At 44.1% G+C, this 13,883-nt stretch carries 12 protein-coding genes; 1 reads left to right on the top strand and 11 read right to left on the bottom strand.

What is annotated here, in order from left to right:
* Window positions 1-51: 51 nt before the first annotated feature.
* The 6 genes from BUB19_RS12010 to BUB19_RS11985 all read right to left on the bottom strand — a co-directional run bounded on the left by BUB19_RS12010 (window position 52) and on the right by BUB19_RS11985 (window position 8,338).
* Complete coding sequence (locus BUB19_RS12010) at window positions 52-651, bottom strand: ribonuclease HII (protein WP_073094792.1); 600 nt, start codon at window positions 649-651, stop codon at window positions 52-54.
* Window positions 626-3,298: an MGH1-like glycoside hydrolase domain-containing protein gene (locus BUB19_RS12005; RefSeq protein WP_073094791.1), complete on the bottom strand. Its 2,673-nt coding sequence runs from the start codon at window positions 3,296-3,298 to the stop codon at window positions 626-628. Before BUB19_RS12005 ends, BUB19_RS12010 begins: the two co-directional genes overlap by 26 nt.
* A 178-nt stretch (window positions 3,299-3,476) precedes the next feature.
* Entirely contained in the window at window positions 3,477-4,658 is a 1,182-nt protein-coding gene (locus BUB19_RS12000; RefSeq protein WP_073094790.1) for a glycosyltransferase family protein, read from the bottom strand.
* Entirely contained in the window at window positions 4,658-5,482 is an 825-nt protein-coding gene (locus tag BUB19_RS11995) for a UDP-2,3-diacylglucosamine diphosphatase (protein ID WP_073094789.1), read from the bottom strand. The genes BUB19_RS12000 and BUB19_RS11995 overlap by 1 nt, the downstream gene beginning before the upstream one ends.
* Before the next feature lie 143 nt (window positions 5,483-5,625).
* Entirely contained in the window at window positions 5,626-6,969 is a 1,344-nt protein-coding gene (locus BUB19_RS11990; protein WP_073094788.1) for a sensor histidine kinase, read from the bottom strand.
* Complete coding sequence (locus tag BUB19_RS11985; RefSeq protein ID WP_073094787.1) at window positions 6,959-8,338, bottom strand: sigma-54-dependent transcriptional regulator; 1,380 nt, start codon at window positions 8,336-8,338, stop codon at window positions 6,959-6,961. Before BUB19_RS11985 ends, BUB19_RS11990 begins: the two co-directional genes overlap by 11 nt.
* A gap of 200 nt (window positions 8,339-8,538) precedes the next feature.
* On the opposite strand from BUB19_RS11985, the gene BUB19_RS11980 reads away from it, so the two are divergent.
* Window positions 8,539-8,967, top strand: coding sequence for an FKBP-type peptidyl-prolyl cis-trans isomerase (locus BUB19_RS11980; RefSeq protein ID WP_073094786.1), 429 nt, complete (start codon window positions 8,539-8,541; stop codon window positions 8,965-8,967).
* Window positions 8,968-9,027: 60 nt separating this feature from the next.
* On the opposite strand, the gene BUB19_RS11975 is transcribed toward BUB19_RS11980, so the two are convergent.
* The 5 genes from BUB19_RS11975 to rsfS all read right to left on the bottom strand — a co-directional run bounded on the left by BUB19_RS11975 (window position 9,028) and on the right by rsfS (window position 13,832).
* On the bottom strand, window positions 9,028-9,465 hold the full coding sequence (locus BUB19_RS11975; protein WP_073094785.1) for a hypothetical protein: 438 nt from the start codon (window positions 9,463-9,465) through the stop codon (window positions 9,028-9,030).
* 152 nt (window positions 9,466-9,617) lie between these two features.
* Window positions 9,618-10,451 carry a hypothetical protein gene (locus tag BUB19_RS11970; protein ID WP_143156016.1) on the bottom strand — a complete coding sequence of 278 codons (834 nt, stop codon included), beginning with the start codon at window positions 10,449-10,451 and terminating at the stop codon, window positions 9,618-9,620.
* On the bottom strand, window positions 10,432-11,217 hold the full coding sequence (locus BUB19_RS11965) for a UDP-2,3-diacylglucosamine diphosphatase (RefSeq protein WP_073094908.1): 786 nt from the start codon (window positions 11,215-11,217) through the stop codon (window positions 10,432-10,434). The genes BUB19_RS11970 and BUB19_RS11965 overlap by 20 nt, the downstream gene beginning before the upstream one ends.
* 139 nt (window positions 11,218-11,356) lie before the next feature.
* Window positions 11,357-13,408: an ATP-dependent zinc metalloprotease FtsH gene (gene ftsH, locus BUB19_RS11960; RefSeq protein ID WP_073094783.1), complete on the bottom strand. Its 2,052-nt coding sequence runs from the start codon at window positions 13,406-13,408 to the stop codon at window positions 11,357-11,359.
* A gap of 70 nt (window positions 13,409-13,478) precedes the next feature.
* Entirely contained in the window at window positions 13,479-13,832 is a 354-nt protein-coding gene (gene rsfS / locus BUB19_RS11955; protein WP_073094782.1) for a ribosome silencing factor, read from the bottom strand.
* Window positions 13,833-13,883: the final 51 nt, after the last annotated feature.

Here is a 13,883-nt window from a genome sequence, read left to right as displayed (position 1 = left end):
ACAGTTTTTTGTTTTTAAACCGGCTTGATGGATTAATTGTTCCCCGGATGGTCACCGGTTCGGTTTTATCTGGTCTGGAAGTAATCGAAATGATTTTCTATGAAGCGGCGTGTGGCCCAATTGCTGAATGCCTTCCCGATGTTTTTTTGTGGGGTACCCCACGTTTTTCTCCCATTCGTATCCGGGATATTCCTTTGCCAGATCTACCATCAGCTGATCGCGGTAGGTTTTGGCAAGTATGGAAGCCGCCGCTATGCTGGCGTATTTCCCGTCTCCTTTGATGATGCAATCAAAGGGGATGGGGTGTTTGGGTTGGTACCTGTTGCCATCGATAAGCAAGTGCTCGGGCTGCACTTTTAATGTATCGATGGCGCGGTGCATGGCCAGATAGGAGGCATTCAGGATATTGATTTGGTCGATCTCTTCTACCTCAGCCCTTCCTATTGACCAGGCCAGCGCCCGCGCCTTGATCTCCCGGGTCAGTAACAACCTTTTTTGCCTGCCTATTTTTTTTGAATCATTGATCCATTCGTTGGCATAGTCCGGAGGCAAAATGACGGCCGCAGCGACGACAGGTCCGCATAGGCATCCTCTGCCTACTTCATCACAGCCGGCCTCAATTCTGTTAGCTTTTGAAAAGGGTAGCAGCATTTGGGTAAAATTCCTTTTCCTTGTAATACTTGTGGATTAATTCGGCTACCAGCCCCGTCCAGCCGGTTTGATGAGAAGTGCCGAGGCCCCGGCCATCTTCGCCATGAAAATACTCATAGAACAAAATAAGATCCTGAAAATGCGGATCTTTTTGCATCTTTTCGCTATCAGCATAGATGGGGCGATTGCCATTTTTATCTTTTCTAAACAGGTTGATCAGCCTGAGGGAAAGTTCCTTGGCTATCAGATCCAGCGTAATAAACTTGCCGGACCCGGTCGGGTATTCGATGGAGAAAGTGCCACCGTAGTAGAAATCAAATTTTTTCAGGGACTCAATGATCAGGTAATTGATGGGAAACCAAATCGGTCCTCTCCAATTGCTGTTTCCGCCAAACATGGTCGTCTCCGACTCACCCGGGGCATAGCTTACCGAAAAACGGCTGCCATTGATCTGTACGGAGTAGGGGTTTTTCAGGTGATCTTTTGAAAGAGAACGAATTCCGTAGTCAGATAGAAATTCTTTTTCATCGAGCATTTTGTGCAGCAAACTTTTCATCCGGTGGCCCCTTAGCAAGGAAAATAACCTTCTTTTCTCATGGCCGGGATGTATCCAATTGGAGACCAGTGCGGCAAGTTTTGGCTTCTCTTTGAAAAAGAAATCCAGCCTATTCTTAAACTCAGGCAAATCATCGAACAATTCTTCCCGGATGGGTTCAACTGCAAATAACGGAATTATTCCAACTACAGATTTGACCTTCATTAATTCGGGTTCCTTGCCGGGAAGGTGCAATACGTCAAAGAAAAAGTTGTCCTCATCGTCCCATAAACTGATGTTTTCCTTGGAAATATTGTTCATGGCGCCAGCGATGTAGAGGAAATGCTCCAGAAATTTCGTAGCGGTATGTTGGTACACTTTATTAAATTCACAAAGATCCAGAGAAATCCGCAACATATTCAGGCAAAACATGGCCATCCAGGAGGTGGCGTCTGCCTGTTCCAGTTTGCCAAAAAGTTTGTCTACATGGCTTCTGTCAAATACGCTGATATTGTCCAGACCCAGAAAGCCTCCTTCAAAAATGTTTTTTCCTTCGTCATCTTTCTGGTTTACCCACCAGGTAAAATTGAGCAATAGCTTGTGAAAAGCCCGTTCCAGAAACTCCTGGTCTCCTACCTTATTTCCCCTGAATTTTTTGTCAATCTGGTATATTCGTTGAACCGCATAAGCATGTACTGGTGGGTTCACATCGTTAAAATTCCATTCGTAGGCCGGCATTTGGCCATTTGGATGCATATACCAGTCATTGAGCAAAAGCAGCAACTGGTCTTTGGCAAAATCCGGATCCAACCTTGCCAGCGGTATGCAGTGAAAAGCAAGGTCCCAGGCTGCATACCAGGGATATTCCCATTTGTCTGGCATAGAGATGATGTCGTAATTTTGCAAGTGACGCCAGTTGCTGTTTCTTCCGGACTTTCTTTCCTGAGGTGGTTGATATCTGCCGGGATCTCCTTCCAGCCAGCGTTCGACATTGTAGTAATAAAATTGTTTGGACCAGAGCATGCCAGCATATGCTTGTCGCTGGATCAATCGCATTTCATCATCTTTGACCCGCTCCTGTAAGTCCTGATAAAATGCATCGGTATCCTTAATCCTTTGCTCAAAGATTTCGTTGGTATCTTCCAGGGGGTTGGCTGTTTCTTCCCGCTGCATCCTCAGGACTACCTCTGCTTTCTCTCCGGCAGGAATACTTATTTTATAGATGGCTGCAGTTTTTGTTCCGGTAAATTTGGGATTAAGGTGCTTTTTTTCACCGTGAATCACATAGTCGTTGATCGCATCTTTCAGGAACTTTTTTTGATTGCCGATATGATAAAGTCGTTCTCTGTTTGTTTCGTTGTCGCAAAACTGTAATTCGGGCTCTCCTTCAAAGGTAAAGCTGTAGTTTCCAGATTTTGGGGAAAAAGCCTTCACTTTAGCAGGTCCGGTTTTTCTCAGGGAAGGCATAAAGGGTTCGTCTCCGGTAAACCAGGTTTTACGAAACCAGATAGTGGGCATCACCCAGATACTGGCTTCTTTATGTCCACGATTGTAGATAGTAGCTTTGCAAAAAATATCCTCTATATCTGCCTTTGCGTATTCAAGAAAGATATCAAAGTAGGCATCATTGTCAAAAATCCCGGTGTCCAATAGCTCAAACTCCCGATCTTTTTTACCTCTGCGCAGATTCTCTTCCAATATCCGCTGATAGGGAAACTCCTCCTGCGGATATTTGTAAAGCATCTTCATGTAAGAATGAGTAGGGGAGGAGTCCAGGTAATAATACAGCTCTTTGACATCCTCTCCGTGGTTGCCTTCATTGCCAGTGAGGCCGTATAGCCTTTCCTTCAGCAGAGGATCTTTGCCATTCCAGAAGGCCCAGGCCAGACAAAGTTTTTGCTTGTGGTCACTGATCCCGCCAATTCCTTCCTCGCCCCACCGGTATGCTTTGCTCCTGGCATCATCGTGGGTTACATTTTCCCAGGCAGACCCATCAGGACTATAATCTTCCCGCACGGTACCCCATTGTCTCTCTGTAAGATAAGGCCCCCATTTTTTCCAATGACGGATCCTCTCCTTATTTTCCTTTAATCTTTCTAACTCTATATTCATGGGTGTGTATGACCAACTTAATAAAGAGCGAATTTAAAGCATTTACCTTTCTAATTGTCAATTAATCTCAGATGTATTTCATTATTTTTATTGGACTGGATTAAAAAATATGCCTTTCCCGTTTGGATTACTTTTCCCCTGTGCGGTTTGGCCTGAGGAAAATGGCGAATAAAACACTTTATTTGCTGAATGATGAAGCGAGAGGGTTATTTTTCATGGCTAGGATGCGGTAGCCCTTTTTTACAGTTTTTTCATCCTCGCTTTCCAGCCAGACCATGAGTTTGTGAAAATGAGCATCAAGGGTACTTTCCCATGCCCGAAATTTCCGGGAAACATCGTCTGTTTCGGAGTGATTTTTCAAATAATGCCCGAGAAGAGGTAGGTCAAAACTTCCCGCAGCTATGCCCGCTCCTGATCGTTCTGCATCCAGGGAATTGCATTTTTGTTCATACTGTCCTTCTACAGGCACCACCAATATTTTTTTGCCCAGATACAGTGCTTCAGCAATGGATTCAAATCCGGCGGTACTCAGGTAGGCCTTGCAACCACTTAATTTTTCGAGAAAAAGATGGTCGTCCACCTGATGAAATATCAGGTTGGCCAGCGGCTGATACCGTTCAGGCATTTCCTTTTCATCCCAGAACGCTTCAATTTTTATTTCGGGAAACCGTTTGGCCAGATCAAAAATTTCCCGGGCGTAACCGGAATTGACGATATACACCAGGTAATAGTCGCCCGAAACAGGGCCTGTCGATTTCACACCTGCTTTGATCAGTGGCGGCCATACCAATAGCCCTGAGGGGGCAGACTGCGGCTCAGGTTCCCACAGTGAAAGTGCAATGGTCTTGTCAGCACCCAAGCTGGTGATTTTTGTATTGATCCGAAAAAGGGATTTCAATAATCCTCCCGGTTTGGCAAAAGTAAAATCCCGATGGGAAGCAAGGTATTGGTGGCCGATCACCATTGTTTTGGCATCTGGCCGGTATATCCCCATGTAGATTCCTCCAAGGAGGTCATAAAAATTGACGATACAGTCGGGACGGTGTTCGTGCACAAGTTGGTTGATGCATTTCAGACTTTTTAGGAAAACCGGTAACCTGCCCAGGTTACCGAACAATGTTGCGCCTATCCGGACGCGCTTATTGCCTTTGTCTGTAAGAAAATTGGGGCTTTGGATCTTGTGTAGCCTGCAACCGAAAGCACGGTCGACATATTCCGGGATCTTTCTCCGTCTACTTGTGCCGATGATCACTGCCGATACCTCATGGCCTTTTTCCCTCAGCAACTGCTCAAAAATAATTGCCTGGGTCATGTGGCCCCGGCCCTCGCCCTGAACGATAAACAAAAATTTCTTCCCCATCAGCGATAATATCTGCTTGTTCCCTGGTTTTTATTATCCGCGATAGGAACGATCTTTCCCATATCTTCGACCGGCTGCTTTCCAAAATCCAATTGATTGAAATGGATGAGCTGCCACTGTCCGTTGTAATCCTCAGCCAGTGCACTTAAGGATTCCACCCAGTCGCCGGAATTGAAATACGCTATACCATCAATGGTCCGGATTTCTGCCTTATGGATATGACCACAAATGATCCCATCGCAACCTTTCGACCTGGCTACCTTACACAGCTCCTTTTCGAAATCATCGATATAGGCGACAGCAGATTTGACCCTGGATTTCACATATTGGGAAAGGGAAAAATAAGCAAGGCCCTTTTTTCTTCTGTAGTAGTTTACCCTGGCATTTAACCAGAGCAGAAATGTATATCCTACATCTCCGAGATATGCGATCCAGCGAAGGTTGGTGGTGATATTGTCAAATACATCACCATGGGTGATGAAATATTTTTTCCCCTGGCTTTCATAGATCATGTCTTTCCGGATGGAAAGGTTTCCGATTTGCAGTGGAAGGATCTGATCCAGAAAATCATCGTGATTTCCTCTCAGGTAGGTGACCTTCGTGCGGTCACAATCGATCATTTTCAGTACCCTGTTAAAAACCCGGGTGTGTTTCCTTTTCCAGCTTCCCGATTTCTTTAACTGCCAGCCGTCAATGATATCTCCGTTCAGGATAAGGTTTTCACATTGAAACTGCTTCAAAAAGCGGACTACTTCCTTTGCCCTGGAGCCTTTGGTCCCCAGGTGGATGTCCGATAGTACGATGGTCTTAAAGTTTGTTTCCAAAACGATCTTGTTTTGGAAGCAAGCTAAAGAAGCAAATTAAACTGGCTGTAAAGCCTGTTTTATCAAAATGCTATTAAAACCATCCCTGAGGTCAGGATTATGAATCAATTGTTATCTCTGGGTGAAAACTGGCCTTGGTAGCTTCAGGCGTTGAATATGAGTTTAAAGACGGCACCCTTACCAAGACTGGACCTTACCTGGATGTTGCCCTTATGGCGCCGCATAATTTGCTTGGAAAGGCTGAGACCTATCCCTGATCCTTTCTTTTTGGTTGTAAAAAAGGGGATAAAGATTTTGTTCAGGGCCTCCTCTTCGATGCCCTTACCCGAATCTTCTACCTCAATGATAATTTTTCCGTTATCGTCGATAAAAGCTCTGAGGTAAATGTTTTTCGTATCTTCATTTTCAACTGCATGGATGGAATTTTGCGTCAGATTGATCAATACCTGCTCAATCTGGGAGCAATCGGCAAACAATAACAAATCCCCGGGAGTGATCTGTTTGTGTAGGGTCACTTGCTGAGATTCCAACTGATTCTGTAGCAGTATGTCCATCTGGTCAAACAAATCCCTGATCTTGATGGCAGTAAACCGGGGTAGGGGAATATGGGCCAGGCTCCTGAAATCACTGACAAAATTGATGAGGCCCTCACTCCGCTTTTCTATGGTAAAAATTCCGGTTTGGTAGTCTTCCAGGTCGCCTTTCCCGACCGGCTCTGATTGCTCAATCTTGTGTTTGATATCGGAGCTGATGGTTGCGGCCAGAGAGGAAATCGGGGCTATGGAGTTCATGATTTCGTGAGTCAATACCCGGATCAGGTTCTGCCAGGCCTCCATCTCCTTTTCCTCGAGTTCACTTTGGATGTTTTGCAGTGAAACGAGTTTGAACTTGACATCTCTGAGCACCAGCTCAATGGCGTAAACCGAAAGTTGCATGATGCCGTCCGGATGCGCAATTTTGATCAGTTCACTTCCTCCTGTCCTGAGGTTTTCTATGGCATGATACAGTTCCTTATTGACCTTTCCGATTTCGCCGATGTGGTCCAGTTTTTCTATATTCAACATGCGTTTGGCAGCAGTGTTGAGAATCTGTACACTGCCATCTGCCTCAAAAGTGATCAGCCCTATGCTCAGGTGCTGGAATACCGTTCGGAAATAATGGAAATTGGCCTCCTTTTCCAATTGGTCTTCCTTTAATTTGGCCAGAATGGCATTGAATTCTATATGAAGGTCGTCCGTTTCCGTACCATCAAATTTGACCGGGTAGACAGTTGCATAATTGCTTTGCTTGATATTGTCCAAAAACTGCCTTACTTTTTTGAAGCTGCTCTCTGCATAGCGGATCAGCAAGATAAGTTGAACGAATGTCAATATGATAAACAAGGATATGGCAAATACCCCGGAATCATTGGTTATGATATATGCAAGAAGAAAAAGGGAAATGGCCAGGACGAAAACCCTTCCCAGTAAACCGATTTTATAGTCCATATTTCTCCAATCTCCTGTACAGGGATGCCCGCGTCAGTCCCAGTTCTTTCGCTGCTTTGGATATGTTTCCCCCGTTTTTGTCAATGGCTTTCTGGATCAGGTTTTTTTCAACCTCGTCCAGATTGTAGGTATTGCTGCTGACTTTTTCATTGGATGGCTTGGCCGAGAGAAAGAAGAAATCTCTGCTATCCAACTCGTCTCCTTCTGCCATAATGATGGCCCGTTCTATGGCATGCTGCAATTCTCTGATATTTCCCGGCCAGCTGTACCTTTGCAGTAGCTGAATCGCATTTTGTCTCAGTCCCTTGAACATTTTCCGGTATTTTCCAGAATAAATTTTCAGAAAATGTGAGGCCAGCAAGGGGATATCATCCTGCCTTTCTCTAAGCGGAGGCAGAAAGATCTCTACTGTGTTGATTCGGTATAGCAAATCCTGCCTGAAACCATTTTCCATGATCATCTCATGTACCGGCATGTTTGTGGCACAGATCAGCCTGATGTCTACAGGAATGGCTTTATTTGTTCCAATCCGCGTAACTTCTCTTTTCTGCAAAACGGTCAGTAGTTTTGACTGCAGCGGCATGCTGAGATTGCCTATTTCGTCCAGAAACAGGGTACCATTGTCTGCCACTTCAAATCTTCCGGCCCGGTCTTCCTTAGCATCGGTATACGCTCCTCTTTTATGGCCAAAAAGTTCGCTTTCAAATAAACTTTCCGTGATGGCACCCATGTCCACGCCCACGAATATCTCATCTTTCCTTTCCGATCGATCGTGGATAGCCCTGGCAATCAATTCTTTTCCGGTACCATTCTCCCCCAGAATCAATACATTGGCGTCTGTTTTGGCCACTTTCTCAATGATGGAGAATACATTTTTCATGGACGCACTCTGACCGATAATGTCTTCGAACGGCTTCTTGATATCTGCCTGCAGTTGCTTTTGCTTGGTAGACAATTTGTCGACCTTCTCGTAGCTTTCGCGGAGTTTGATGGCTGCAGAAAGTGTAGCCAGCAATTTTTCATTTTGCCAGGGTTTTAAAATAAAATCAGTAGCTCCCTCTTTCAACGCCTGAACGGCCATCTCTACATCCCCGAAAGCCGTAATCAGGATGACTACTGATTTGGGATCAATTTCTTTTATCTGTCTGAGCCAATGAAACCCTTCTTTACCCGAAGTGGTATCATCGGTGAAATTCATGTCCAGAAGGATTACATCATAACTGTGATTATTGACCAAAAAAGGTATTCTTCTGGGATCCTTTTCTATGGTGACTTCTTTTGCATGCTTCTTCAGCAGCATCTTTGCCGCAAACAAAAGATCTTCGTTATCGTCTACAATCAATATCCTGCCCAGGTTTTTTTCTTCCATCGTTTTTAAAGTTTCAATGCTTATTTGATGCCATATCCATAATCCGCCAATTTAGCAAATAAAAGCCAATTCAACGCTATAAAACGTCCGAAAATGAACATAAATAGACCGCTATTGTACAAGCTGTAATTCAGGAGTCTCTGATTTTTTATAGCCTGATAAAATTGTTACCTTTGCTTTTTAATCAAAATAGTAAAAATATGTCTGTAGCAACTAAAGGAAATACCGTAAAGGTACACTACACAGGAAAACTAAAAGACGGAACCGTATTTGATTCTTCACAGGACAGAGAGCCCCTGGAGTTTCAATTGGGCGACGGAAAAATGATAAAAGGGTTTGACGTAGCCGTTCAGGGTATGGAAGTAGGAAGCGACAAAAGTGTAACCATTCCGGCGGATGAAGCCTACGGGCAAAAGCGGGACGACATGATGCTGGATGTTCCTATCGAACAGGTGCCGGCTGAAATCAAGCCGGAGGTAGGCATGGATCTTTCTATACAGAACCAGCAGGGACAGCCAACGCCGGTTAAGGTCGTGCATGTAGATGAGTCTAAAATCACCTTGGATGCCAATCATCCACTGGCTGGCGAAGACCTGATATTTGACATCAAACTGGTGGAAGTGAGTTAATCGTTCCACTTCGGAAATATCAAAAAAGAAGGGCTGTTTTTAACCAAACAGTCCTTTTTTTTATTCGTCTGTTGTGGACACATTGGACTCCATAGTTCCCTGAGGGTTGGCGTACACACTTTTGGTTTTATTGTACCTCGCATTACCCACTTCCACTACAAACAGTTTGCTGTTCAAATGGGTGAAGTCGTAATTTTTCTGGACACCATCTGCCGGCTTAAGTTTGTCGTGTAGGATCAGGTTGCCCAGGATATCATAAATCTTTACGTTCGTCAGGGATTGGTTGGGTTTCTCTAATACCAATTTAAACTTTTTATTCCCCAGAGATTTCAGGTCAAAGTTGACGTCCGGAGAGTTTAACTCCCGGGGAAAAGAAATCTCTGTCTCTATAGGCCTTATCACGTTTTGGGCCCATACCGTGAACATTCCGCTAAGGAAAAACAAGCTTAAAAGTATGGAAAGAAAAGTGGGTTTCAAAGTAATTTTTTCTTCATTCATCTATTTTGAAAGTACAAAAACTGAACCAGATAATTTTAATAATTCACCTTTAATTAATATTATTTAACAAAATTATAATTTATAAATTTATTTTTTACCCTTATTGATATAATATTTGACTGGTTTTATGTAAGTGGTGCTTAAGGCTGTATTTAAAAGTTTTCCGGCCTGGGAAAGGCTAGGAGCCCCTGTTCATGGACCATTACCACCGTTTCACCGGTCAATGCCAGGCCGGAATACTGGTATTTATCCGGCAGCTCCACATGTAAACTGCCTCCCGTGAGGAAATTTTTCCGGTGCAGCTTGTTTTCCTGAAGGAAAAAAATATTATCATTTTCGACAAAAACAGGATAATCAGTATCCAATGCAAGGTGTTTGATAAAATTGGCCTGATTGTCGAAAATATAAACTCCTTCTGCTGCTACCTGTATAAAAAGCGTATTCTTTCGTTCCACCATATGAGTGATTTGCAAGCTGCTTTCAGGTATCAGGCGATTCAGTATTTGCTCCTGTATCAGCCTTTTGTCGGTGTAATTGATTTTTTTTAAGCTCAGATCTGTTTCATCATAGAGCCAGATCCCGTGATTGTTTCCCGGCGCAGCATGCCCCACAAAGCCTGAAAGGCCTAAATCTGCCATTTCCTGACTGCTCAAGGGACTAAGAAACCGATCAAGAATTTCAAACCGCTGCTGGCTCTCGTAAAACAGAAATATTGATACCGTCCAGTGGGCATCCAACCGGGAAATGCCGCTACTGAAGGGCAGTGCATAATAATTGATGGAATCGCCGGAGGCGCTGTATTGTTTGAGATTTCCGGATGTGGTAGTGAAAAAAATGTTGCCCCTTCTGTCTACATCTATCTTATCAATACCGGTTTCCCTGATCTGCCATACGGCTTCAAAAGGGGCATATCGCTGTGCTGGAGCTTCGTGGAGGACCAGGCACAACAAAGCGAGTAATGCGGTTTTAATTGTTGTTGATGGCATATCCATTGTACTGTCGCAGATGAAAAGTAATGCCATCAAATTCGCCATAGTAGCACTGATTCACCCATTCCCCGAGATTGAAGTAGGTTGATTTGTCGTTTAGGGGTAAATTCAGGGGCAGGTGACGGTGGCCAAAAACATAGTAATCGAAGTGCATTTTCTTTTCGATATCGAGGCAGTATTGGTACAACCATTCGTTTTCCTTGCCTTTAAACTCGTTTTCATTTTTTAAATCATTGCTGATCCTGCTGTTTTTTGACCAGGCATGGGCAAGGGAAATTCCAATATCGGGATGAATCCATTTGAAAAGCCATTGACAGGTTCTGTTTGAAAATAACTTCTTCAGCAGCTTGTATTTCCTGTCACCCGGGCCCAGCCCGTCTCCATGGCCTACAAGGAACCGTTTGCTGTTGATTTCCATGCTGAGGGGGTTGTGGTAAACCGGTATATCCAGTTCTTCGGTGAAGTAATCTTTCATCCATAAGTCATGGTTGCCGGTAAAAAAAAATAGGGGGATGCCCTTATCCCTCATGGCGGTGATTTTAGAAAGAAACCGAAGAAAGCCCTTGGGAATCACTTTGTCGTATTCAAACCAAAAATCAAATATATCTCCTACAAAAAATATGGCTGCGGCCTGTTCCTCTATCTCTCCCAGCCACCTGACGATCTTTTCTTCTCTCTTTCTACTGGCATCGTCGTCGGGAGTGCCCAGGTGAAAGTCCGAAACGAAATATACCTTTTGTTCCCTGTTGAGTCTTATCTTCATGGTGCAGCGGATACGCTTGTGATGGCTACGGTAATCAGAACCTTTGCCAATTTTATTTGGTGCTGTAAAAATGGGGAAAAGAAAAAAGGAGGGCAAGCCCTCCTTTTAAATTGTTTATCGATAAGGCCACGAGGCACTGTTAATCCTTATTTTCAATGACGCTCTCTTTAGTTTCATCGGAATTGTTTTGCTCTTCCTTATTGGCCACGGCATTTTCGGAATCTACTTTTTTTTCATCCACCAAACGGGTGAATTTTTCGTAGGTGGTCTCCTTGTCAAATGGCCTCTTGCCAATAAGATTTTCAAGGTCTGATTGGAAAAGGATCTCTTTTTCGAGCAATTCAGTGGCAATCTTCTCCAATTCTTTTTTACGCTCCTTCAGCAGGGCAATCGTCTTGGAATAGGCAAACTCAATGAGTTTGCGCACTTCCTCATCAATTGTTTGGGCTGTACTTTCAGAATAGGGCTTATCGAATTTATATTCACTTCCTTTGCTGTCATAAAAGGATACATTTCCGATTTTTTCATTCATGCCGTAGATGGAAACGATAGAATAGGCCATTTTCGTAATCCGCTCCAAATCACTCAGGGCACCGGTTGAGATCTTCCCAAATACAATTTCTTCTGCTGCCCGGCCACCCAGTGCCATGCACATTTCATCAATGAGCTGCTCGGTCTGGTAGAGAAACTGCTCTTTCGGGAGGTATTGGGCATAGCCCAGCGCAGCTATGCCTCTGGGAACAATACTTACCTTCACCAATGGATCGGCATGTTCTAAAAACCAGCCGGCCACGGCATGTCCAGCTTCATGATAGGCAACGATTTGCTTTTCTTCAGGAGAGATGATCTTGTTTTTCTTTTCCAGTCCACCGATCACCCGATCTACGGCATCCTGAAAATCCTGCATGTCTACTGCCTCCTTGTTTCTACGGGCAGCAATAAGTGCAGCCTCGTTACAAACATTGGCAATCTCAGCCCCTGCAAATCCCGGAGTCTGTGCTGCCAGTTTCTTGGGTTCTACATCGTCTGCCGTTTTGATTGGTTCCAGATGTACTTTGAAGATGGCTTCTCTACCTACTATGTCCGGTTTGTCTATGCTGATCTGGCGGTCAAATCTTCCCGCCCGCAGGAGCGCACTGTCCAAAACATCTGGGCGGTTGGTAGCTGCCAGTACGATCACTCCCGAATCGGTCCCAAAGCCGTCCATTTCTACCAGCAGTGAGTTAAGCGTATTTTCCCGCTCATCATTGGATCCGGGCATTTGGCCTTTTCCTCTTGACCTACCTATAGCGTCGATCTCGTCGATAAATATAATACACGGAGCTTTTTCTTTGGCCTGTTTGAAAAGGTCTCTTACCCTGGCAGCGCCTACGCCAACGAACATTTCCACAAAATCAGACCCTGAGAGTGTGAAAAAAGGCACGCCCGCTTCTCCTGCCACTGCCTTCGCCAGCAAGGTTTTACCTGTGCCAGGAGGGCCGATCAGTAAAGCTCCTTTGGGTATTTTCCCACCCAGCTTGGTAAATTTGGAGGGTGTTTTTAAAAATTCCACGATCTCCTCTACTTCTTCCTTCGCCTCATCCAGGCCTGCCACATTGTCAAAAGTGATTTTGACCTTGTTTTCTGCATCAAATAACTGGGCCTTGGATTTGCCCACATTGAAAATCTGGCCGCCGGGACCACTGGGACCCGACATCCTTCTCATCATCATCCAAAAAAGGAAGAATATCAGGATCAAAAATCCAAAGCTTGAGATCCAGTTGCCCCAACTTTCTTCCTCCTTGGCCGAATAGCCGATCCTTTCCTCCTCGGGTATTTGTTCCTCAAGGCGGGTGTAACTTTCAATAAAGTTGTCTACCGAGGCTATGTTTATCCGGTAGTGCGGACCGGTAGGATTGTAAAAGCGATTTTGAGCTTCCAATTCGTCCCGGTACCTTTGGTTTTCCAAGGCTTCTTCCTTCAAGGTGACTTCCACGTAATTCTGATTGTAAATTACGGTTACCTTTTTCACATCGCTGCTGAGCACCATGTCTTCAAATCGCTTCATGGTGATTTCTACCGTAGCTGAATTTTGGTTAAACCAGGTAACCCCTATCAGTACGATAACCGCGGTTATGATCAACCAAAGTTGAAAATTAGGCTTTTGGGGAGGCTTTGGGACAAATTTCTTTGACTTATTCTTATCACTCATCTTAAATTTTTTAACGCTATAAACTTTTTGTAAAACGAAATTAAAAAATGAAGGTTCAAATAAACGGCTGTTAGTGGCTGTTTATTTTGGTTACTTTGGCATCTCCCCAAAGATCCTCTAGTTGGTAAAATTCTCTTTTATCCTTTAAGAAAATGTGGACGACCACATTAACATAATCCATCAATACCCACTGCCTGTTGGATTTTCCCTCACTTTTCCAGGGCTTTTCGTTGTTGGTTTTGAACACTTCCTGTTCTACAGCATTGGATATACCTTCGATTTGGGTATCAGATGTGCCAGAACAAATAACAAAAAAATCAGTCATCGTGCTGTTGATTTCTCTCAAATCCATTACCACTATATCGGAAGCTTTTTTCTCTTCCATACCTTTTACTATTACATTGCTCAGCTCCTCTGCCGTCATATATTTTTCTGGTGTTCTTAATTTTAAATCCTGATTTATATCTAAATTCAC

It is taken from the genome of Cyclobacterium lianum, from assembly GCF_900143075.1.
In the GTDB taxonomy this organism is placed as follows: Bacteria; Bacteroidota; Bacteroidia; order Cytophagales; family Cyclobacteriaceae; genus Cyclobacterium; species Cyclobacterium lianum.
This window is presented reverse-complemented; position numbering and strand designations above follow the sequence as displayed.